Raw genomic sequence first — 22,311 nt, 5'->3', positions numbered from 1 at the left:
TTCAACGCGACCGGTGCGAATTGCATAATCTTGTTACCAATGTCACGCCCATGTCATATCCGATTACTATCATCTCGCTCGTTGAGGCGCGCCACCGCCTCGCATGATGCCGCCGGCGCTGTGCAGGGCGGCACATGGAATGGCTTAACCACTACAGGATGCTTTTCATGAGCGAGTCTCCCGATCTGTCCCGCCGCCGTCTGCTGCAATTCTTGTCGAGCGCGCCACTGCTGCCGCTGGCCGGCGCGGGCAGCGCCTCCATGCTGCTGTCGGCCTGCGGCGGCGGTTCCTCCGCAGCCGACGCCGGCCCGGTCGCCCCCACTGTCAACCTGACTTCCGTGACGTTCTCGTCCATGCCGGCCCTGAGCCTGGCCGACGCGGCCAAGATGGCCACCACCACGGTCGGTTCGGCCCTGCAGGCGACCTACAGCGACGGCAGCAAGCGCAGCTACGACCTCAAGTACGAAACCTTCTTCATCACGGGCGCCCAGGTGCCCAACGGCAGCGGTGGCACCATCCTGTCGGGCGGCTACTACGACATCAACAACAAGCCCATCATCGACAGCACGGACGCTGGCAAGCGCCAGTTCTTCTCCGACTGCCCGGACGGTACCTCGCTGCTCAAGCTGGACGCGCCCACCGTGCCTGGCGTGAAAGGCAACACTGTGTTCGCCGTGGTGCAGTTCGAATACACCACCCGCAACGTGGCCGGCGCCTCCATGTACGGCATGCTGCCGTCGCCGATCGCCGTGCTGACGCTGGACCAGGACAAGACCACGGGCGCCCTGACCCTGGTCAAGTACCACAACGTCGACACCAGCGCCGTCAACGGCCTGTGGATCACCTGCGGCGCCAGCCGCTCGCCGTGGAACACCCACCTGTCGAGCGAGGAATACGAGCCCGACGCCAGCGCCATCGCCACCAACAGCCAGTTCGCCTCGTTCAGCACCAACCTGTTCGGCGACGCCACCCGCGCCAACCCCTACCACTACGGCCACCTGCCGGAAGTGACGGTCAACCCGGACGGCACCGGCAGCATCAAGAAGCACTACTGCATGGGCCGCATCTCGCACGAGCTGGTGCAAGTGATGCCCGACGAGCGCACCGCCCTGATGGGCGACGACGCCACCAACGGCGGCCTGTTCATGTTCGTGGCCGACCGCGCCCGCGACCTGTCGTCCGGCACCCTGTACGTGGCCAAGTGGACCCAGAAGACGGCCGACAACGGCGGCTCCGCCGACCTCAGCTGGATCAAGCTGGGCAGCGCCACCAGCGCCGAGATCAAGGCCCTGGCCGACAAGCTCAAGGCGGCCGACATCCTGTCCGTCAAGACGGCCGACCCGAGCGACGCCAGCTACACCCAGATCCCGTTCAGCGGCAAGAAGAACTGGATCAAGATCGTGCCCGGCATGGAAAAGGCCGCCGCCTTCCTGGAAACCCACCGCTACGCCGCCTTCAAGGGCGCCAGCATGGGCTTTACCAAGATGGAAGGCACCACCGTCAACGCCAAGGACAAGATCGCCTACTCGGCCATGAGCTACATTAACGGCGCCATGAAGGACGGCTCCGGCGGCATCAAGGTCACCGGCCCCAGCGCCGGCATCGTCTACGGCCTCAACCTCAAGGGCGGCCAGAAGGACACGGGCGGCACGGCCATCGACAGCGAATGGGTACCGGTCGACATGGCCGCCGTGCCGGCCCTGGTGGGCGAGGACCTGGCCACGCCGGACGCGCTGGGCAACCTGGCCAACCCGGAAAAAGTGGCCAATCCGGACAACATCAAGTTCTCGGAAAAGCTGCGCACCCTGTTCATCGGCGAAGACAGCGGCCTGCACGTCAACAACTTCCTGTGGGCCTACAACGTCGACAGCAAGAGCCTGACCCGTCTGCTGTCGACCCCGTCGGGCGCCGAATCGACGGGCCTGCACGCGGTGGACGACATCAACGGCTTCGCCTACATCATGAGCAACTTCCAGCACCCCGGTGACTGGGAAGTGAGCAAGGATGCGGCCGGCAACGTCACCGGCGGCCTGCACTCGAAAGTGATGACCACGCTCGATCCGCTGATCCGCGCCAACTACCGCGACCGTTACGGCGCGGCCGTCGGCTACCTGACCGGCCTGCCCGTGCTGAAATAAGCGCATCCACCCCGCTCAACCGGGGACGGAACACGGTTTTCCGGCCAGCTGGCCGGCACCCCGTGCTCCGTCCCCGGTTTTTTTATGGGCGTTCGCCACGCCAAAAATAGTTCAATTTAGGATAGCAATATTGCCAAAAACGAAGTATTGTTGCACTTGCATAGAGCAACAGAATGTTGTCATAAATAGCAAGTAAATAGCCAGTAATGAAACTTCTCCGGCGGCCATTGTTGTATGAGCAGCGGGAATCATTATTGCTTGTTGTTAATGATGACAGGTTGGGACTACAATCGAAAAAATGTGCCTTGAAAATGCACATGACAGAGCAGTGCCTGGTAGTGAAACGTCCTATAGGTCAGCGCCTTTAGCATTGAGTCAGTTGTGCCAATTTGCGGAACTCGTTCTTATGTCTTTTTTGTCTTCAGCATCGCCCAAGCTGCCGCCGTGGAAAATCCTGCTGGTGGACGATGAACCCGATATCCATGACATCACCAAGCTGACCCTGACCCGCTTCCGCCTCGAGGGGCGCGGCCTGACCTTCGTCCACGCCTACAGCGGCGCCGAAGCGAAACAGGTGCTGGCGCGCGAGAGCGACATCGCGCTGGTGTTCCTGGACGTGGTGATGGAGCGCGAAGATTCCGGCCTGGAAGTGGCGCGCTGGATGCGCGAAGAGCTCGACAACCAGTTCACCCGCATCGTGCTGCGCACGGGCCAGCCCGGCCAGGCGCCAGAAGAACGGGTGATCGTCAACTACGACATCAACGACTACAAGGAAAAGACCGAACTCGACCGCACCAAGCTGTTCACCACCACCTTCGCCGCCCTGCGCGCCTACCGCGACATCATGAAGGTGGAAGAAGCGCGGCGCGCCCAGCTCAACTACCGCGAAGGGCTGGAGCGGGTGATCGCGGCCTCGGCCCACATCTTCCAGCAACGCAACCTGAAGGACTTCGCCAGCGGCCTGCTGCAGCAAGTGGTGGCCCTGCTGCGGCTGGAAAACAGCATGCTGCTGCGCCTGCGCGGCGCCACCGCCATCAGCGGCGAACATGAATACGAAATCCTGGCCCAGATCGGCGACGAAGGCAGCGCCATCCTCAGCCCGGAAGTACTGGCCCAGCTCGACGAGGCCGAAAGCAACAAGATTTCGCGCGTGCAGGGCGACACCTACGTCGGCTACTTCCCCAACAGCAGCGGCAAGGCGTCGCTGCTGGTGCTCAAGGGCGTGGAGGAAATCTCCGAGATCGACGCCAAGCTGTTGGAAGTGTTCTGCTCCGGCGTGGCGATCGCCTTCGACAACATCCTGCTGACCCAGGAGATTACGGACACCCAGGCCGAGCTGATCCTGCGCCTGGGCGACGTGGTCGAATCGCGCTCGAACGAAGCGGGCAACCACGTGCGCCGCATGTCCGAGATCTGCCACCTGCTGGCCACGGCGGCCGGCATGCCGGACGAGGAGACGGCCGTGCTGCGCCACGCGGCGCCCATGCACGACATCGGCAAGATCGCCACTCCGGATGCGGTGCTGCTCAAGCCGGGCAAGCTCGACGCGGCCGAATGGGAAATCATGAAGCAGCACCCGGCCGTCGGCCTGTCCATCCTGGACGGCTCGCAGCGCCCCATCCTCAAGGCGGCCGCCGTGATCGCCCACCAGCACCACGAGAAATACGACGGCAGCGGCTACCCGCAAGGCTTGAAGGGCCAGGACATCCACCTGTACGCCCGCATCGTGGCCGTGGCCGACGTGTTCGACGCCCTCATGCACAAGCGCTGCTACAAGGATGCATGGCCGGTGGACCAGGTGGTGGCCCACCTGCGCGAAGTGGCCGGCCAGCACCTGGACCCGGTCTACGTCGAACTGCTGTGCAAGAACATCGACAAGGCGCTCGCCATCAACGAGCGCTTCCCCGACTAGCGTCGCGCCCCGTCAGCCCGGGCCAACGCCGGCCAGGGCGGCCGGCGCCGCGCTCAGCTCGGCCATGAGGAAGCGCTTCCACTGCCCTTGCCCGCCATTGCGCAGGTAGAGCGGCCCGAAATAGCGCCGCAGCAGCGTTTCCAGTTCCTCCCGTCCCGTCAATCCCAGGTCTTGCCACAGGAAGCGCTGCCCCAGGCAGGCGGCCGCCAGCGCGCGCGCCAGCCAGTCCGCGTGGCAGGGGTCGGCTTGCGCGCTGCGCCGGGCCAGCAGCAGCCCATGCAGGGCGCGGAACTGGGGCGGCGCGCACGCCATCAGCGCGGCGTATTTGCGTTCCGGGATGGGCTCGTGATAGTCGAGGGTGGGAAAACAGCAGCCCACCATTTGCAGCAGCGACGACTGGGGCATGCCGAGCGTGCGCACGAACAGGGGCAGCAAGCCGTCCTGGGCGCTGCGCAGCACGCCGGCCAGCGCGGCCAGGGCCAGCGGTTCGGGCTTGAGTACGGGGGCGGACGGCAACAGCACGGCGGCCACGAAGGGGATGCTCCCCGTCATGGCGCGGCACGCTGCGGGGTGGCGCGTGGGGTCATGGTGTCTCCTTTATTGTTGTCGCTCCATATATGCAGCCACGTATCAGCTACGTAGCGGATGCAGATTGGATGCGTTTCACAATCTTAATATACTTGCCACATATTTCGCGTAAAACGTGAAGCTTGCAATTGTGAACACAATCAAATAAACAACAAATGGCGGCCGCAGCCGCCACGGTCCGCTATATGCACCCGGCCATGTCGGGGCGCAACGGGAGCGGGAGCGTGCCTGGCAGCGGGCCCGGGAGCGGACCCGGGATCAGGCCTGGTCCGCCGCGTCTGCCGTGTCTGCTGCATCAGCCATCCCGGCCGCGCCCGGCTTGCGGCGGGTGCGGGGGAAGCGCAGCTTGTAGTGCAAGCCCATGCCCGGCGCGCTGACCACCTTGACCGTGCCGCCCAGCGGCCCCGTCACCAGGTTGTACAGGATGTGGGCGCCCAGCCCGCTGCCGCCGGAACCGCGCTTGGTGGTGAAGAACGGGTCGAACAGCTGGCCCAGCGTGGTGTGGTCCATGCCGATGCCGTCGTCGCTGTAGTCGAACAGGACGTAATCGTCCTCCAGCCGGCCCGTGATGCGGATCTTGCCCTCCTGCCCTTCGCCGTAGCCATGCACCAGCGAATTGACCACCATGTTGGTGACGATCTGCGACACGGCGCCGGGGAACGATTCCATGTGGATGTCGGGCGCGCAATCGATCTCCACCGCCACCGGCTTGCCCTTGAGCTTGGGTTGCAGCGACAGCAGCACTTCGTCCAGGTACTTGCGCAGGTTGAAGGAACGGATCTCGTCGGACGACTGGTCCACGGCCACCTGCTTGAAGCTGCGCACCAGGGCTGCCGCGCGCTGGGTGTTGGTGGTCATGATGCGCAGCGACTGGTCGATGATGTCGAAGAAGCTGTGCAGGCCATCCTCGTCCAGGGTGCCGGCTGCCAGGTCTTCGCGCGTCAGCTTCAGTTCCTGCACCAGGTGGCTGGTGGCCGTGACGCAGATGCCGAGCGGGGTGTTGATCTCGTGCGCCACGCCGGCCACCAGCCGACCCAGCGAGGCCAGCTTTTCCTGCCGCACCAGTTCCGACTGGGCTTCCTGCAAGGCCGTCAGGGCCGAGTTCAGGGCCGCGTTCTGTTCCTCGAGCGCTTCCTTGGCCTTGCGGATGGCGCGGTCGGCTTGCATGCGGGCGATGGCCACGGCCACGTGGTTGGCCATGAAGGCCAGGATGTCGAGGTCGGCCTGGGTGTAGAGCACGGCATTGTCGTAGCTTTGCACGATGATGACGCCATACACTTTTTCCCCCAGCAACATGGGCGCCCCCATCCAGCTGGCGATGTCGACGTTGCCCATCGGTTCCTGCATCTCGCCGCTGGCCACCAGGGCCGCGTAGCCGGCCCCGTCCAGCAGCACGGCCTGGCGCCGCTGCAGCACATAGGAACTCATGCCCAGGCCGTAGGCAAAGCGCTTGACGGGCGGCTGCGTGTCCTTTTCATCGACAAAATAGGGGATGGTCATTTCCTGCCGGTCCGGGTGGTACAGGGCCATGAGGAAGTTACGGGCCGGCACCAGCTCGCCGATGATCTCGTGCAGGCGGCGGTTCAGGGTGGCGCCGTCGGCCGTCGTGGCCGACAGGTCGGCCAGCTGGTACAGGCCGTGCTGGATGCTTTCGGCGCGGCGCCGCTCGGCCACCTCGTGCGCCAGCAGGGCGGTGCGCTCCTGCACCGCCTTTTCCAGCCGGTCCACGCTCTGCAGGCCCTGCAGGGCGCTCGACACGTGGCCGGCGATCAGCTCGAACAGGGCCTGGTCTTCCGCGCTGAAGGTATGTTCCTTGTCGTAGCTCTGGATTACCACGGCGCCCAGCGCCTGATGGTCCTGGTCCAGCAGCGGGCAGCCCATCCAGTGCTCGGCCGTCGTGCCCACGCCCCAGGTGCTGCCGGCGAACGACTTGGAGATGGCCTGCTCGGCCGTCATCACCAGCGGCACCCGGTGCAGTATCACCCACGCCGTGGGCGACTGCTCGGGCGACGCCAGCTTGAACCAGGTGTCGCGGTCGGGCGACGCGTCCGCCTCATCGACGAAATAAACAAAGCGCACCATGCTGGCGTCGCGGCCATGGCCGGTCAGCGCCACATAGAAATTGGCGGCGTACATGATGCGTCCCAGCGCCGCATGCACGCCTTCCAGGAATTCCGTGACATTGGTACAGCGGCTGGACAGGCGCCCGATTTCGAGCAGCATGGTCTGCACGGCTTCCAGGCGGGTGAGGCGACTTTCCATCGTTTTTCCTATGTTTGCAAATGCACACAGGAAATACTAGCAGGTCGCCGGAAAGTTGGGCCAGGAATCTTGCCCAGGCCGGCCGCCGCTTGACGCCCATGCCAAAAAAATATTTCCCAAAGAATAAAAAAATATCTATATGATAATAAATATTCTAAGAAAATACAGGCAACTGGGGGGGAGACGGATGAGCACAGGCAGACAGCGGTTGATGCGCCGCACCACGCGGCTGCTGGCCGCCATCAATGGCAGTTTCAGATTTACCATCGCGCCCCTGGTGCTGCTGTTTGCCGTTACCTACGGCAAGTACCGCTGCGGCTGGCTGTCGCTGCTGTTGCTGACGGCGGTGGTCGGCCTGAAGGCGGCGGAAGTGTGGCTGGACTTGCGGCCGGCCGCCACCGCGCACGCGCGCGACCGCCGCAGGGCGACGGCCGGGCGTTATGGCCGGCGGTAGTCGTTGGCCACCCACGCCTCGGCGCTGGCCACGGTCAGCTTGAAGGTGGGCGCCACGCGCACGCTGGCCAGCTGTTCGCCGTAGCCGTCCCACGCACTCAGGGTAGCGTAAGGATCGTCCTCGTCCGGCACGATGTCGAGGTTGACCTTGAGCTGGCCCGCCTCGCCGTTGACGAACACGCTCTTGTGCAGCTGGGCGTGCAATTGCTGCTCGTGGCGGCGCAGCACTTCGTTGGCCGTCTTGACCAGGGTATTGAAGGCGTTCACATCGAGCGGCTTGGGATTCTTCTTGTCGCGCCCCATGGTCCACGGTCCCACCAGGGCCGGTTCCGGCTCGCCATCCTTGATCATGGCCACGGCCCAGCCCTCGTCTTCCTCGTTCTTGATGACGCGCGCCGTCCAGCCATTGCCCTGCCACAGGCGGGCTTCCTGCACGGGGGTGTCATCGGGTTCCTGGCATGGTGCGGCATCGGTGTGCATGGCTTGCGGCTCGTGAAAAAAGTGAAGGGCAGCCATGATAGTCGAAATCGGCCGCCGCTGCCGCCGCCGGATGCGCCGCGCCGTCCCGTTGTCGCGCGCGCACGAACGCAGGATCAGGCCGGACGGCCTGGTCCTGTCGTGCCACCCGCGAAAGGATGTCGGTGCCGGTTCAGGCGCGGCCGCGTCTGCCCGCACACGACAGCGCGGGCCGGGGCGGCGGCGTGATCGGCGGACGCAAGGGCGTCACATGCGGATCGATGGCCGGTTCCGGCATCTGGTAGCTAAAGGGATTGATGATGATGGGCGGTATCGTGGGCGGCGCCGAAGGCGGCCCCTTGGGCCCGTTGGAGCAATACTGTGCGCTACGCTGGCGCTGTGCCCGGTTGCACATCGAGGATATCGATTGACCCTCGCTGATCTCTAGCCATGCCATGTTGCCCTCCCTAACATTAGTGAGACTTTTAGTATAGGCAGACATGTCATTAGTTCAAGGGAATATCCGGCAGCCCTGTCGCAGATCAAACCCCGGGCCGCGACCGCTGGGCGCCGCCCGGATGCCGTCCATCCCGCCAAAGCGGCACTTTGTCGCATGCCGCTGGCCCGCCGCGCGGCGCCGGCCTACAGTGGTGCCATGCCTGACGCGGCGCATGCCATCAGCGCACCGACCACCCAACGACCAGAGGACCGCCATGACCCCGACCGCCAAGAAACTGCTCCCCCTCGCCGCACTCGCCCTGCTGGCGGCCGCCGCCTGCTATGTGTTCGCCACGGGCGAGCTGCAAGTGAACGTGGACGGCGACCAGATCGACGGTCCGCTGGGCGCCCTGCTGGCCGTGCTGTTCGGCGGCGCCGGCATGGTGATCGGCGCCATCGCCTTGCTCTGCGCGGCCGTGTTCGTGAGCGTGCTGTGCGCCGGCCTGGGCGTAGTGCTGGTGGTGGGCCTGGCCCTGCTGGCGCTGGTGCTGGTGGCGGCCATCTCACCCCTGCTGCTGCCGCTGCTGATTCCGGCCGGCATCTTCTGGTACTGCTCGGCCCGCCAGCGCAAGCAGCGCCAGGCCCGGCTGCTGGAACACGCCGTCTGAGCGGCGACGGCCCGCCGTCAGGCCGCCGGCGGCATCCGCTCCACCCGGTTGCGCCCGCCCCGCTTGGCCCGGTACAGGGCCTGGTCGGCCCGGATCAGGGCCTGGTCGGCATTGCTGTCGGCCGCGCTGAGGGCGGCGATGCCCACGCTGACCGTCACCGGCAAGGCTTGACCATCGAGCTGCAGCGGGGTGTCGGCGATGCGCTGGCGCAGCCGCTCGGCGAAGGCGCCGGCCGCGTCCAGGTCGGCGCCGGGCAGCAGGATGGCGAACTCCTCGCCGCCCACCCGCCCCAGCATGTCGATCTTGCGCTGGCTGTCGCGCATCAGCCCGGCCAGGTGGCGCAGCACGGCGTCGCCCGTGGCGTGGCCGTATTCGTCGTTGACGTGCTTGAACAAGTCCAGGTCCAGCATCAGCACGGCCGCGCAGCCGCCCACGTCGCGCTGCAAACGGGCTTGCTCCTCGTCCAGCCGGCGCATGAATTCGCGCCGGTTCGGCAAGCCGGTCAGGAAGTCGGTGGTGGCCAGCATCAGCAGCTCGTCGTTCATGCGGCGCCGCTCCGTGATGTCGACCGTCGAGACGATGATGAAGTCCAGGCTCAGCGTGTGGCCCGGCATCACCAGCAAGGTCAGCTCGTTGAGGCGCGCCTTGCCATCCAGGCGCTGGAAACTGCCCTCGCAGGCGAACAGTTGCTGGCCCCCGGCCAGCGCCGCCACGGCCCGCGCGAAGGCCGGCATGGCGTCGCCGTCGAACAGCTGGGCCAGGCTGAGCGAGGCCAGGTCCTTGCCGCCCGGTAGCGCGCCCACCTGGGCCAGGGCGGCGCCGTTGGCGTCCAGGATGCGCACCAGGCCGGCCAGCCGGCGCAGCTCGCCCGGGTGGGCCAGCAAGTAGCGCGCCGGCTCCTCCGATCCGCCCAGCGCCAGCTCCGACAAGGCCGTGCGCACGGCCGACCAGTCCTGCTCCCACAAAGCCACGGGCGCGTTGTCGTACAGGCTGCGGAAGCGGGCCTCGCCGGCGCGCAGCGCCTGGGCCGCGCGGGCTTGCTCGATGGCGATCCCGGCCAGGCGCGAGGCCTGTTCGATCAGGGCGATGTTGGCCAGGCTGGGCCGGTGCGGTGCGCGGTGGTAGATGGCGAACGTGCCCAGCACCTTGCCGTTGGCGCCCAGGATGGGGTCGGACCAGCAGGCGCCCAGCCCGGCGCGCGCGGCCAGCGCCGCATGGCCGGCCCAGGACGGGTCGCGCCGGATGTCCTCCACGATCACCCGCTGGCCGGTCTGGGCCGCGCGGCAGCAGCTGCCCTCGGCGCTGTGGATGGACATGCCGTGCACGGCCGCGTTGAAGAAGGCCGGCAGGCTGGGCGCGGCCCCCACCAGCAAGTGCTCGCCCGCCTCGTCCAGCAGCAGGATGCTGCACAACATGCCGGGATGGTCCGTCTCCACCCCCAGCACGACGCTCTCGAGGATGGTTTGCAGCGGTGCCCCCGTGGCCAGCAGTTCCAGCACCTGGCGCCGGGTCTGCTCGCGCTGCTCGGTGTGGATGCGCTCGGTCACGTCGCGAAACGACCACAGCCGTGCCGCCTCGTTGCCCAGCACCAGGCTGCGCGTCACCTGCTCGATCACGCGCCCATCGCGGGTGCGCAGCAGCGTGCTGTGCGGGCCGCGCTGGTCGTACAGCTGGCCGCCCGGCGGCGCGCCCGCGTGGCGCAGGGGAACATTGTCGGCCAGCTGGGCCGCCATGTGTTCCAGCAGCACGGCGCCGTCGGCCTGCCAGTCCAGCTGCTCGGGCAAGTTCCACAGTTCGCGGAACCGCCGGTTCGAATCGAGCACCTGGCCCTCCAGGTTGTCGACCAGGATGCCGTCCACGGTGGCATCGAGGATGCTGCGCAACATGGTCTGGCTGCGCTGGGCCCGTTCGGCCAGCTGCTTCTGGGCCGACTCGCCGTCCTGCAGCTCGCTGGCCAGGCGGTGGGCCTGGGCCAGCGCCTCGCTGGCCCGGGCCCGGCTGCGCGCCAGCAGCCAGGCCAGCGCGGCCAGCAGCACGGTCAGGGCGGCGCCGCCGCCGCCCACCAGTGCCGCCTTGCCGCTGCCGTCCGCCACGGGCGCGACGGCGCCGATGCGCAAGGTCCAGCGGTGGCTGGCCAGCCGCATCGGCCGCACGGCGCTGTGCCGCCAGGGGGCATGACCGGCCCCGTTGGCGTACATCAGGGCGGCCGGCGCCACCGCCTCGCCATCGTAGATTTCCACTTCCAGGCCCAGGTCCCGGTCCAGCTCCCCCATTACCTCCACCATGCGGAACGGCGCGTAGACCCAGCCCCGGATGGCGGCCTGGCGCTGGGCCGGCGTGGCGTGCGGCAGGTGGTTGTGGTAATCGGGCAACATCACGACGAAGCCGGACTGGCCGGTGCCTGCCCCCTCCTGCAGCAGGCGGATGCGTCCGCTCATGGCCGGCTGGCCCGAGTCGCGCGCCTGCACCAGCGCCGCCCGCCGCACCGGTTCGGACCAGGCGTCGTAGCCGAAGGCCAGCAGGTTGTTGCCGCTGAACGGTTCCAGATAGACCACCGGCGCATACAGCGCGCGCGCGCCGGGCGGAAACAGACTGTAGTCGGGAAAACCCTCGCTGCGCACGGCCGCCACGTGGGCCGCCCGCTGGGAGCCGGCCACCAGCCGCATATAGCCCACGCCGTGGATGCCGGGCAAGTGCAGGCTCAAGCCCTGGCCGTCCAAATAGCGGTGGAATTCGGCCCGGCTCACCTCGTCGGAACTGACAAACAGTCCCTGCACGCCGTACAGCACTTGCACGTAGGCGTCGAAGCGGCGGGCGATGCTGTTGACCAGCTCGCGCGCGCGAAAGTCGAATTCGAGCCGGGCGTCCCGCTCCGCATCGGCGCGGGCGTCGCGCCACAGCCCGGCGGTCAGGGCCGTCCCGCCGGCCAGGATGACGCCGGCCAGCACGGCCGGACGCAACAAGGCCTGCAGCAACCGGCCAACGCCAGGTCGGAAAGCGGGAGGAGTCATCTGCGATCGTCGCCTCAGGTTGGGAGCGGGAGCAGCACGCCAGGGGCGGCCCTGGCCGCCCCGTTACCGATAGTACGTGAGAGACTGCCGCCATGCAACGCACTTAAACGCTGCCGGCGGAGATAGCTGGGTCAGGCGGCCGGCGCCTCGGTGCCGGCGAACTGGCGGTAGCCGCGCGCGCGCAGGGCGCAGGCCGGGCAGGTGCCGCAGCCATAGCCCCAGTCGTGCAACGCGCCCCGCTCGCCCAGGTAGCAGGTGTGGGTTTCATCGCGGATCAGCGCCACCAGGGCGGCGCCGCCCAGCTCCTGCGCCAGTTCCCAGGTCTGGCGCTTGTCGCGCCACATGAGCGGCGTTTCCAGCTTGAAGCGGCTGTCCATGCCCAGGTTGAGGGCCACCTGCAGCGCCTTCATGGTATCGTCGCGGCAGTCGGGGTAGCCGGAAAAATCCGTCTCGCACATGCCGCCCACCAGCACGCTCAAGCCGCGCCGGTAGGCCACCGTGGCCGCCACCGTCATGAACAGCAGGTTGCGGCCCGGGACGAAGGTGTTGGGCAGGCCGTTGGCCTGGGTTTCGATGGCGATGTCGTGCGTCATGGCCGTCTGCGAAATGGCCGAGATCAGCGACAGGTCGATCATGTGGTCCTCGCCCAGCCTGGCGTCCCAGGATGGATTGTGGGCCCGCAGCCCGGCCAGCACGGTCGGGCGCACGGTCAGCTCGACGGCGTGGCGCTGGCCGTAATCGAAGCCTATGGTTTCCACCCGCGCGTAGTGCTGCAGGGCCCAGGCCAGGCAGGTGGTGGAGTCTTGTCCGCCGCTGAAAAGCACCAGGGCGGTATCGGTAGGGAGCATGGCGGTCTTTCTGTCGAACTTGCGGTCGATGATAGGGTCTATGGGGTGGCGGCGCGGGACGCGGCGCAGTCAGGTGCAACATTATAAGTACGCCATCGGATTAGGCAATCCGGTAACATGCGCATAGCGCACATCCCGATGGAGTCCCATGTTACCGGCACCGCCCGCCCGCACTGCGGCAGGATCACGAATTTTGGCACAAGTGGCCGCAAAAGTATCGCCCCCGCCGGCGCGCTGCGCGCTGCTGCTGGCGGCAGCCGTGCTGGCCTGCGTGCCGGCCGCGGCCGAGGGCTTGCGCTACCGCGTGCGCATCGAGGCGCCGCGCCCGCTCGCCACGCTGCTGGAACAGAACCTGGACCTGGAGCGCTTTCGCGGCAATCCCCACATCGACCGCGAGCAGCTGCAGCGCATGGTGCGCGTGGCGCCGGCCCAGGTCCGCACCCTGGTGGCCACGGACGGCTATTACTCGCCCGAAGTGAGCGTGCGGCTCGACGCCGACCAGGAAGAACCAGTGGTGCTGGTACAGGTGCAGCCGGGCGAGCCGGTGCGGGTAGGCGACGTCGAGCTGGAACTGCAGGGCTTCGAGCCGCCGCCGGGCCAGCCGGCCGACCGCCGCTACGACCGCGACGCCCTGCTGGCCAGCTGGGGCTTGCCGCGCGGCGCCATCTTCCGCCAGGCCGACTGGGAACAGGCCAAGCGCGCCCTGCTGCGCCAGGTGGTGCAGACCCGTTACCCGCGCGCCCAGCTGGCCGACAGCCGCGCCACCGTCGATCCCGACACCCACCTGGCGCTGCTGCACGTGGTGCTCGACAGCGGGCCCGAAATGCATTTCGGCGAATTGCGCATCGAAGGGTTGAAGCGCTATCCGCCCTCCATCGTCGCCAACCTGAACCAGATCAAGCCCGGCGACGACTACAGCGAGGCGGCGCTGCAGGCGTTCCAGGGCCGGCTGCAGGACACGGGCTACTTCGCCACCGTGGAAGTGAGCGCCGACACCAGCGCCGTCATCGGCGAGCAGCTGGCGGCCGGCGCCGCCACCCAGGCCCAGGAAGCGGCGCCCGGCAGCGCGGCCGCGCCGCCGCCCATGCCGCCCTTGCCGCTCCTGGTGCGGGTGACGGAAAACAAGCGCAAGAACGTCAGCGCCGGTCTCGGTTACTCCACCAACACCGGCAACCGCGCCTCGCTGACCTATGACGACCTGTCCATCTTCGGCCTGCGCATGAAAAGCGCGCTGACGCTGGAGACCAAGAAGCAGAGCGCGCGCAGCGACTTCTACTACCCCGTCACGCCGCAGGGCTACCGCGACAGCATCGGCGCCTCGTTCGAGCGCAGCGACATCTCGGGCGAGATCACCAGCGTGTCGGCCATCTCGGGCAAGCGGGCCTGGGGCACGCCGCTGCTGGAGCGCAGCCTGACGCTGGAGTTCCTCAGCGAGACCAAGACCATCGGCAACGTGGAGACGGGCAGCAGCAAGAGCCTGCCGCTCACCTACGGCAGCACCTGGCGCCACCTGGACAGCCTGCTGTTTCCCACCAAGGGCTACGTCATCAACGCCCAGCTGGGCGGCGCCCTGCTGCCCATCCTGACGGACGAAGCGTTCGTGCGCGGCTATGCGCGCGCCGTGCTGTACCACCCGCTGGGCAGCCACGCCAACGTGATCGTGCGGGCCGAAGGGGGCGCGCTGGCCTCGCGCAACAAGCAGGGCGTGCCGGCCGTCTACCTGTTCCGGGCCGGCGGCGACCAGTCCGTGCGCGGCTACGCCTACCAGCAGCTGGGCATACAGGAAGGCACGGCCATCACGGGCGGGCGCTACCTGGGCACGGCCAGCGCCGAGTACCAGTACTGGTTCAAGCCCACCTGGGGCGCGGCCGTGTTCTACGACGTCGGCAACGCCGCCGATACGGTCAAGGACCTGCATCCCAAGTCCGGTTACGGCGTGGGGGCGCGCTGGAAGAGTCCCGTCGGCCCCATCAACGTCGACATCGCCTACGGCCACGCGGTGCGCAAATACCGCCTGCACTTCTCACTGGGATTTACGTTCTGATGTCCGATACCGACCACCTGCCCGCCAGCGCCACGGCCGGCGCCACGCCGCCCTCCCCGCCGCAGCCGCCCCGGCGCACGCGCCGCTGGCTGCGCCGCACGTTTATCGGCCTGGGCGCGGCGGGCGTGGTGCTGGGCGGCGCGGTCTGGCTGCTCGGTCGCGAAACCACCCTGCGCCAGCTGTTGCAGCGCATCGCCGCCGCCAGCGGCGGCCAGATCGAAGTGCAGGGCGTGAGCGGCTCGCTGTACCACCGCATGCGCATCGCGCGGCTGGTGCACCGCGACGCCGGCACCGTCATCACGGTGGACGGCATCGACATCAGCTGGTCGCCGCTGCAGTTGCTCTCGGAGGGCGTGGCCATCAGCGAACTGCATGCGGCCAGCCTGACCGTCGACAGCAACGGCCCGTCCACGCCGCCCGTGCTGCCTGCCTCGCTGGCCGCGCCATTTCGCCTGCACGTGGCGGATGCGCGCCTGGACCGGCTGACCGTGCTCGATCACGGCAGCCGCACGCAGCTCAGCCAGATCCGCTTCCGCCTGAGCGGCGACGGCAACGGCTGGCAGCTGGCGAACGGCGTAGCCATGAGCGACATCGGCCGGCTGCAAGCGCAGCTGGCCCTGGGCGCCCGGCGCCCGTTCACCGTCGACGGCAAGGCCAGCCTGACCCAGGTCGCCGGCGCCCCGCCCCACCCCGCCCAGCTGCACCTGCAGGCGCGCGGCAACCTGTCGCTGCTGCGGCTGGACGCCGACGGCGCCGCCGGCACGGCCAGCGGCACGGCCACGCTGGCGCTGGCGCCGTTCGATCCCGTCATCCTGCATGCGATCGAACTGAAGGCCGGCGGCATCAATCCGTCCGGCTACCGCGCCGCCTGGCCGCAGGCCCGGCTGGCCGTGCAGCTGGCCGCCAGGATCGACGGCAAGCAAGCCCTGTCCGGCCAGCTGAGCGTGCACAACGAAGGCCAGCCCGGCCCGCTGGACCAGCAACGCCTGCCGCTGCAAAGGGCCACGGCGCGCCTGGGCGGCACGCTGACGGCGGCCACCATCGACGCCATCACCATCGACCTGGGCGCGGCAGGCCGCTTCACGGGCGGCGCCCGCATCGCCCGCAGCGGGCCGCAGGCCGGGTTGGACCAGGCCCAGCTCGCGCTGCACACGGAGCGCCTCAACCTGCAGCACCTGTACGGCAGCCTGCACGCCACCGCCATCGCCGGCGACGTCACGCTGGATACCCGCGGCAAGCAGCAGACGCTGCGCGCCGCGCTGGGCCAGGACGGCCTGCGGCTGGACCTGCAAGCCACGCTGGCCGACGAGCTGCTGCAGCTGCGCCAGGCCCGCCTGCAGCTGCGCAAGGGCAGCGTGAGCGCCAGCGGCCAGGCCAGCCTGCGCGACGGCCAAGCGTTCAAGGCCGGCATCAGCGCCGAGCACTTCGACCCGGCCGCCTTCGGCAACTACCCCACGGCCGACATCAGCGCCGACATCAACGCCAGCGGCCATCTGTCGCCCGCGTGGCAGGTGGCCGCTGACTTCACGCTCAAGCCGGGCAAGCTGCTGGGCCAGCCCATCTCCGGCGCCGGCCGGCTGACGGCCGACGCCCAGCGCATCAGCGGCGTGCAAGCGCGCCTCGCGCTGGGCCGCAACACGGCCGAACTGCGCGGTGGCCTGGGCACGCCGGACCAACAGCTGGACTGGAAGATCGACGCCCCCGACCTGGGCGCGGCCGGCGGCAAGCTGCTGGGCGCCCTGGCCGCCAGCGGCACGGCGCGCGGCACGCTGGCCGCGCCGCGCACCAGCTTCGACGCCAGCTTGCGCGGCCTGGGGCTGGCGGCGGCGCGCCATCCCGTGCCCGACAGCCTGCTGCACGCCAGCGGCGACATATGGCTGGCCGGCCCCGCGCACCAGGTTGAACTGAAGGCGGCCGGCAGTGCGCAGCGCTTCAACCCGGCCGCCTTCGGCGCCTACCCCGCCGGCGCCGTCAACGCCGATTTCAGCGGCGACGCCGCCCTGGCCGCCGACTGGCGCGCCGCCCTCAACCTCAAGCTGCAGCCATCGACACTGTCGGGCGCCGCGCTGTCGGGCTACGCCAGGCTGGCGGCCGACCCGCGCCACATCGGCAGCGCCGACGTCAAGCTGCAGCTGGGACCGAACAGCTTGCAGGCCCAGGGCGCCTTCGGCAGCGCGCGCGACCGGCTGGACTGGAAACTCGACGCGCCCCAGCTGGCCAGCGCCGGCCCCCAGTTCGGCGGCGTGCTGCACGCGGCGGGCACGTTGGCGGGCAGCGCCGAGCGGCCCGCGCTGACGCTGACGGTAGACGGCGCCAACCTGCACGCACCGGGACAGCAGCAGATCAAATCGCTGCAAGGCAGCGCCAGCCTGGGCGCCAGCCCGGAAGCGGGCGCCGGTTCGCGCATGCTGGCGGGCGTGCGCGCGCTCGCGGGCGCGGGTGCGCGCGACGGCAGCGACGACCCGGTGGTGGCCGACCTCACCATCGCCGGCTACAGCTCGCCGTCCCTGACGCTGGACCGCGCGCACCTGCAAGCGAGCGGCACGCGCGCGGCCCACGTGCTGCAGCTGAGCGGCGGCAACCGCGACTTCGACGCGGCCGTGCGCTTCAAGGGCGGCTGGCGCGGCGACGCCTGGACCGGCGCCATCGACACGCTGCAGAATCGCGGCCGCTACGCCCTCACGCTGCAGGCGCCGGCGCCGCTGCGGCTGGCCGCGCCGTCCGGCAGCGGCGTGGCCGGCCTGCTGCACCCGGAGCAGATCGCGCTGGGCGCCACGGCCATCGCCCTGCCCACCGGTTCCATCCGCATCGACAGCGTGGAAAAGAACGGCCCGCAGTGGCGCAGCAAAGGCCAGGCGGCCGGCGTGCCCGTCAACTACCTGGCCCAGTTGTCCGACGCCTGGCGCGACAACATCAAGAGCGACATGACGGTCGGCGCGGCCTGGTCGCTGGCCGTGCAGGCCGCCCCGCCCGGCGGCGCGCCGGCCGTGGACGGCATGCTGCACCTGTACCGCGAACAGGGCGACATGATCGTGACGGGCGCCGAAGTGCCGCTGCCGCTGGGCCTGCGGCAACTGGACGCGCGCATCGACGCGGCCGCCGGCACGCTGCGTGTGCAACTGGCGCTGGACGGCAGCCGCGCCGGCCAGGCCCGGCTCGACGCCAGCGCCCACCTGATCGACGGCAAGCTGGCCGACGCCAGCGCCCTGACCATGAACGGCAGCGCCAACATGGGATCGCTGGCCTGGCTGGCACCCCTGGCGGGCCAGCCAGGGCTGGAGCTGGACGGCACGCTCAAGCTGGCCATGACCGGCGCCGGCACTTGGGGCACGCCGCAGCTGAACGGCGACATCACGGGCGACAAGCTGGTGCTGAACTGGGCCGAGCAAGGCATCCGCCTGCACCACGGCCAGCTGCAGGCGCGCCTGGCGGGCGACCAGCTGCTGCTGCAGAAACTGGCCTTTGACGGCACCGAAGGCCACGCCCAGGCGGAAGGGGCGATACGCTTCGCCGGCGCGCAAGCGAACATGGAGCTCAAGCTGACGGCCGACCGGCTGGAAGTGCTGGCCCGCCCCGACCGCACGCTGGTGGTCAGCGGCCAGAGCACGCTGGTGCGCGACGCCAAGCGCTTCCAGCTGGACGGCAAGTTGCGCGCCGACCGCGCCAACATCGAACTGGCCAGCCAGGACACGCCCACCATGAGCGACGACGTCGTCATCCTCGGGCGCGGCGCGGCGCCCGTCAAGGACAGCAAATCGATGCCGCTCAGCGTGGACATCGAGGCCGACCTGGGCGACGCCTTCACCCTGAAAGGCAAGGGGCTGGACGCCCAGCTGGCCGGCGCCGTGCGCATCCGGGTGGCGGACCGGCGGCCGCCGCGCGTGACGGGCAGCATCCGCGTGGCCAGCGGCACCTATGCCGCGTATGGCCAGAAGCTGGCGATCGAAAAGGGCGTGATCAATTTCACGGGCGCGTATGACAACCCGGGCCTGAACATCCTGGCCGTGCGCAAGCGTCCCGAAGGCGAAGCGCTCAACGAGAACAACGTGGAAGCGGGCGTAGAAGTGCGCGGCACGGCGCTGGCGCCGGTGGCCAAGCTGGTTTCCACCCCGGCCGTCTCCGACAGCGACAAGCTGGCCTGGCTGGTGCTCGGTCACGGCATCGACAGCACGGCCGGCAACGACATGGCCCTGCTCAGCACGGCCGCCGGCGCCCTGTTCGGCGGCGGCCAGGGCCGGCTGGCCAACACGCTGGGGGTGGACGAACTGGGCGTAAGCCAGGCCAAGGGATTGGAAACGACGGTCGTCACGGTCGGCAAGCGGCTCTCCTCGCGCGCCTACCTCAGTTTCGAGCAGGGCGCCAGCTCGGCCACCAGCCTGGTCAAGCTGCGCTACAAACTCAATCCCCGCATCACGCTGCAATTCCAGACCGGCACCAACAACGCGCTGGACGTGCTCTACACCTGGACCTTTGACTGAGTAAGGATGCATTGTTTGTCAGATTGGACCGGCCACGACGCTAACAGCGCCTCGAACGCATCGGCAGGCACCGGCCTGGACACCAGATAGCCTTGCCCGTAGTCGCAGCCGCCTGCGGCCAGCAAGGCATGCTGCGCCTGCGTCTCCACCCCTTCGGCCACCACTTGCATGCCAAGCCGGTGCGCCATGACGATGATGGTGTCGCACAGTGCCTGGGTGCTGGAGCCGGGTTCGAGCTTGCGCGTGAAAGACTGGTCGATCTTCAAGAAATCGATGTCGAATTTCTGGAGATAGGACAGCGATGAATAGCCGGTGCCAAAATCATCGAGCGAGATTTTGACACCCGCCGCGTGACATTGCTGCAGCGCGTCTTTCACCCCGGCGTCTTCGTTCAACAGCAAGCCTTCCGTGATTTCGATCACGATGCCTTGCCCAGGCACCTGCTGTTCGCGCAAATACGCCAGCCATGCCTGACATGGGCTGTCCCCACTGTGGAACTGCACCGGCGACACGTTCACGCTGATTTGAAACTGCGGGTCGTACAGGGTCCGCCAACGCCGGCACTGGCGCACCGCCTGCCTGAATATCCAGTCGCCGATATCGAGGATCAGGCCGGTTTCCTCGGCCAAAGGCACAAATTCGGCGGGGCTGACTAGTCCACGCGTGGGGTGCTGCCAGCGCACCAGAGCCTCGGCCTTGACGATGCGGTTGGTTGTCAATTCCACGATGGGCTGGTAGTACACACGCAGCTCCCCGCCCGACAATGCGCTGCGCAAGTCATTGGTCATGCGCAGCCGCAGTTGAGCCGCCTGCTGCATCGACTGCGTGAAATAGCAATACCGGTTGCGCCCGCCGCCCTTGGCCGCATACATGGCCTGGTCGGCGCTCTGGATCAAGGTCTCGATTTCGCTCGCATCGTGCGGATAGGCCGTGATGCCTATGCTGGCCGTGATAAAGGCATTCTCATCGCCCAGCTTGAACGGCACAGCCAGGGCGTCCAGGATGTTCTGCGCCAAAGCGGCCGCCTGTTGCACTTCGTTGAGTTTGCTCAGGATGATGATGAACTCATCGCCCCCCATGCGGGCCACGGTATCGGTTGCGCGCACGCAGGCGCTGATGCGCCGGCTTGCCTCCAACAGCAGGAGGTCGCCCACGCGATGCCCGCGCGTGTCGTTGACCTCCTTGAAGCGGTCCAGGTCCAGGAACAGCACGACGAAGGGCAGGCCGGCGCGTTCGGCGCGCTTGATCTCCTGCCCCAGCCGATCAAACAGCATGTGACGGTTAGGCAGGCCCGTCAAGGTGTCGAAGTTGGCTTGCCTCCAGATCAACTCCGCCGACTGCTTCTTCTGCGTGATATCGCGAATGAAGGCGCTGAATTCATAGCCTTTGGCCGTGGTGATCGGGGTCACCGTCAGTTCGATGGGAAACTCGCGCCCGCTGCGGTGCAGGCCCGTGATCTCGGTACGCGCGTTCAGGATAGCCCCCTTGCCGCCGAGCAGAAAACGCTGCAAGCCCTTGCTATGCGCCTCGCGGTATTGGGCTGGGATAGCGATTTCGGGTAACTGGCGGCCGAGCGCCTCGGCGCGGCTCCATCCAAAAATCGCTTCCGCCTGGGCGTTCCAGCCGGTAATGGCGCCGCTGGCGTCGATCTGCACCACCGCGTCCAGGGCGGTCTCGACAATGGCACGCAGCCTATCCTGGCTCTCGGCCAGCACCTGCTGCTCGCGCATGCGCTCGGCCAGCATGGCGCTGAAGCCGTCGGCCATGCGATTGAAGCTGTCGCCCACCAGGCTCAGCTCGTCGCGGGTGGGCAGCGTGACCCGCCGACTCAGGTCGCCCCCGGCCAGCGCGTGCGCGGAACCGACCAGCGAGCGGATGCTGCCGACAATGGCGTAGTAGCTGCTGACGGCAAGATAGACCGTCAGCAGGAACAGCAACGTGGCGCCGCCCACGGTCACCAGCAAGGCGTCTTTGGCACGCGCAATGCGCCGTTCGATCAACGTTCGAGCGGTCGGCAGCAAGGTGCCATACAATTGGGCATAGCTCTTGTCGATCTCGACAGTGGCCAGATCGAGAAAAACCGTCGGCGTCATCGTAAACCGGGCGCTCAGTATGTCCGACTCCACCAGTTCAGACACCTGCCGCGCCGAGTCGGCGATGCCCGCATAAGCGTTCCGCAGCGGCACCTGAAGCTCCGGCTGGTGATGCCCGATCTTCTCGATATTGTCCCTGAGCTCCTTGAGCGAGCTGGCCAACTCGGCACGCAGAGCGTGCAATTGCGCATACTGATTTTCGGTGATCGTTTGTTGGGTCAACACGACGGTACCGTAGGCGCGCAGCTGGCCAAGGTGTTCGAGTGCGTGCGGCATCCGGTTAATGGCGGTGTCGATCAGGTAGAAGGTGGCCAGTTCCGGGTCCAGGATCAGGCCATAGTCGTCGGCGACCGACACTTCGAACGACGCGACCTGCCCGATCAGACGCGTGTGCGCGGTGAAGTTCTCTTGCGCGGTCCATTCGAGTCCCTGGTCGCGCAGCCGGTTCCAGTCTTGCCTGATGCGGCCAAAGGCATCGCCCTTCGCCACGCCACGCGGCAACACGTGTACGAGCGCGTGCAATGCGCGCTCCAACTCGGCTTGCTGGGCGGCGCGCCGTTCGCGCAGCGCCGCGTCGCCGCCCAGCAGCGCCACCGAGAGCCCGCGGTGCAGCTGCATGGTCTGCGTGGTGCGCGACAGCGGCTCGATCAATGCCAAGCCCGCCAACTGTCGTCGCGAAGGCTGGATCACTCGGCTCAGGTTGACGAAAAGGCCATAAATCACCACCGCGATGGCAAGCAGGGACACCAGCCACAGCAGCGTAAATTTCCTGCTGTAACCCATGCGGTTCAACAGCGCAATGGCAGGGGCGAAGAATGCCCGCTGCATCGACGCACGATGATGATTCAGCCGAGGTAATACTGTCATGTGTCCTTTGACCTGGTACTTAACGCGCCCAAGATTGACCACGGCCTCTCGCCGA

Annotated in this window: 12 protein-coding genes; 6 read left to right on the top strand and 6 right to left on the bottom strand. The window is 67.8% G+C overall.

Annotation, left to right across the window (positions count from 1 at the left end; all coding sequences use genetic code 11):
• Nucleotides 1-167 precede the first annotated feature (167 nt).
• Entirely contained in the window at nucleotides 168-2,138 is a 1,971-nt protein-coding gene (locus tag AC3WOS_RS09710; protein WP_492715713.1) for a PhoX family protein, read from the top strand.
• Nucleotides 2,139-2,544: 406 nt separating this feature from the next.
• Nucleotides 2,545-4,050, top strand: a complete 1,506-nt coding sequence (locus tag AC3WOS_RS09705) for an HD domain-containing phosphohydrolase (protein WP_492715712.1) — start codon at nucleotides 2,545-2,547, stop codon at nucleotides 4,048-4,050.
• Nucleotides 4,051-4,062: 12 nt separating this feature from the next.
• Here the strand turns inward: AC3WOS_RS09705 and AC3WOS_RS09700 are convergent, their stop codons facing one another.
• Together AC3WOS_RS09700 and AC3WOS_RS09695 are read right to left on the bottom strand one after the other, a co-directional pair.
• Nucleotides 4,063-4,602, bottom strand: coding sequence for a nitrogen fixation protein NifQ (locus tag AC3WOS_RS09700; protein WP_492715711.1), 540 nt, complete (start codon nucleotides 4,600-4,602; stop codon nucleotides 4,063-4,065).
• A 294-nt stretch (nucleotides 4,603-4,896) separates the two neighbouring features.
• Entirely contained in the window at nucleotides 4,897-6,900 is a 2,004-nt protein-coding gene (locus AC3WOS_RS09695; RefSeq protein WP_492715710.1) for a GAF domain-containing protein, read from the bottom strand.
• Nucleotides 6,901-7,087: 187 nt separating this feature from the next.
• Between AC3WOS_RS09695 and AC3WOS_RS09690 the strand changes: the two genes are divergently transcribed.
• Nucleotides 7,088-7,354, top strand: coding sequence for a hypothetical protein (locus AC3WOS_RS09690; RefSeq protein ID WP_492715709.1), 267 nt, complete (start codon nucleotides 7,088-7,090; stop codon nucleotides 7,352-7,354).
• Here AC3WOS_RS09690 and AC3WOS_RS09685 read toward each other — a convergent pair.
• On the bottom strand, nucleotides 7,339-7,833 hold the full coding sequence (locus AC3WOS_RS09685) for a hypothetical protein (RefSeq protein WP_492715708.1): 495 nt from the start codon (nucleotides 7,831-7,833) through the stop codon (nucleotides 7,339-7,341). The two genes, AC3WOS_RS09690 and AC3WOS_RS09685, sit on opposite strands and share 16 nt — an antisense overlap.
• A 689-nt stretch (nucleotides 7,834-8,522) precedes the next feature.
• Between AC3WOS_RS09685 and AC3WOS_RS09680 the strand changes: the two genes are divergently transcribed.
• Nucleotides 8,523-8,915, top strand: a complete 393-nt coding sequence (locus tag AC3WOS_RS09680) for a hypothetical protein (RefSeq protein ID WP_492715707.1) — start codon at nucleotides 8,523-8,525, stop codon at nucleotides 8,913-8,915.
• A gap of 17 nt (nucleotides 8,916-8,932) precedes the next feature.
• Here AC3WOS_RS09680 and AC3WOS_RS09675 read toward each other — a convergent pair whose 3' ends face one another.
• Together AC3WOS_RS09675 and queC are read right to left on the bottom strand one after the other, a co-directional pair.
• On the bottom strand, nucleotides 8,933-11,926 hold the full coding sequence (locus tag AC3WOS_RS09675; protein ID WP_492715706.1) for a CHASE domain-containing protein: 2,994 nt from the start codon (nucleotides 11,924-11,926) through the stop codon (nucleotides 8,933-8,935).
• Between the two features lie 131 nt (nucleotides 11,927-12,057).
• Entirely contained in the window at nucleotides 12,058-12,774 is a 717-nt protein-coding gene (queC, locus tag AC3WOS_RS09670; protein ID WP_492715705.1) for a 7-cyano-7-deazaguanine synthase QueC, read from the bottom strand.
• Between the two features lie 202 nt (nucleotides 12,775-12,976).
• On the opposite strand from queC, the gene AC3WOS_RS09665 reads away from it, so the two are divergent.
• On the top strand, nucleotides 12,977-14,818 hold the full coding sequence (locus AC3WOS_RS09665; protein ID WP_492715774.1) for an autotransporter assembly complex protein TamA: 1,842 nt from the start codon (nucleotides 12,977-12,979) through the stop codon (nucleotides 14,816-14,818).
• Nucleotides 14,818-19,296 (top strand): translocation/assembly module TamB domain-containing protein, encoded by a 4,479-nt coding sequence (locus AC3WOS_RS09660; RefSeq protein WP_492715704.1) that lies wholly within the window; start codon nucleotides 14,818-14,820, stop codon nucleotides 19,294-19,296. Before AC3WOS_RS09665 ends, AC3WOS_RS09660 begins: the two co-directional genes overlap by 1 nt.
• On the opposite strand, the gene AC3WOS_RS09655 is transcribed toward AC3WOS_RS09660, so the two are convergent.
• On the bottom strand, nucleotides 19,275-22,256 hold the full coding sequence (locus tag AC3WOS_RS09655; protein WP_492715703.1) for an EAL domain-containing protein: 2,982 nt from the start codon (nucleotides 22,254-22,256) through the stop codon (nucleotides 19,275-19,277). The genes AC3WOS_RS09660 and AC3WOS_RS09655 overlap by 22 nt on opposite strands.
• Nucleotides 22,257-22,311 lie beyond the last annotated feature (55 nt).

This window comes from Rugamonas sp. FW305-51 (assembly GCF_058786935.1).
Note: the sequence above shows the minus strand (reverse complement) of the source record. Positions and strands in the feature narration are given on the sequence as shown.

Excerpts from the sequence above, each read along its gene's own strand:
- AC3WOS_RS09710 (WP_492715713.1), top strand. The coding sequence starts at position 168 with ATGAGCGAGTCTCCCGATCTGTCCCGCCGCCGTCTGCTGCAATTCTTG.
- AC3WOS_RS09705 (WP_492715712.1), top strand. The coding sequence starts at position 2,545 with ATGTCTTTTTTGTCTTCAGCATCGCCCAAGCTGCCGCCGTGGAAAATC.
- AC3WOS_RS09700 (WP_492715711.1), bottom strand. The coding sequence starts at position 4,602 with ATGACGGGGAGCATCCCCTTCGTGGCCGCCGTGCTGTTGCCGTCCGCC.
- AC3WOS_RS09695 (WP_492715710.1), bottom strand. The coding sequence starts at position 6,900 with ATGGAAAGTCGCCTCACCCGCCTGGAAGCCGTGCAGACCATGCTGCTC.
- AC3WOS_RS09690 (WP_492715709.1), top strand. The coding sequence starts at position 7,088 with ATGAGCACAGGCAGACAGCGGTTGATGCGCCGCACCACGCGGCTGCTG.
- AC3WOS_RS09685 (WP_492715708.1), bottom strand. The coding sequence starts at position 7,833 with ATGCACACCGATGCCGCACCATGCCAGGAACCCGATGACACCCCCGTG.
- AC3WOS_RS09680 (WP_492715707.1), top strand. The coding sequence starts at position 8,523 with ATGACCCCGACCGCCAAGAAACTGCTCCCCCTCGCCGCACTCGCCCTG.
- AC3WOS_RS09675 (WP_492715706.1), bottom strand. The coding sequence starts at position 11,926 with ATGACTCCTCCCGCTTTCCGACCTGGCGTTGGCCGGTTGCTGCAGGCC.
- queC (WP_492715705.1), bottom strand. The coding sequence starts at position 12,774 with ATGCTCCCTACCGATACCGCCCTGGTGCTTTTCAGCGGCGGACAAGAC.
- AC3WOS_RS09660 (WP_492715704.1), top strand. The coding sequence starts at position 14,818 with ATGTCCGATACCGACCACCTGCCCGCCAGCGCCACGGCCGGCGCCACG.
- AC3WOS_RS09655 (WP_492715703.1), bottom strand. The coding sequence starts at position 22,256 with ATGACAGTATTACCTCGGCTGAATCATCATCGTGCGTCGATGCAGCGG.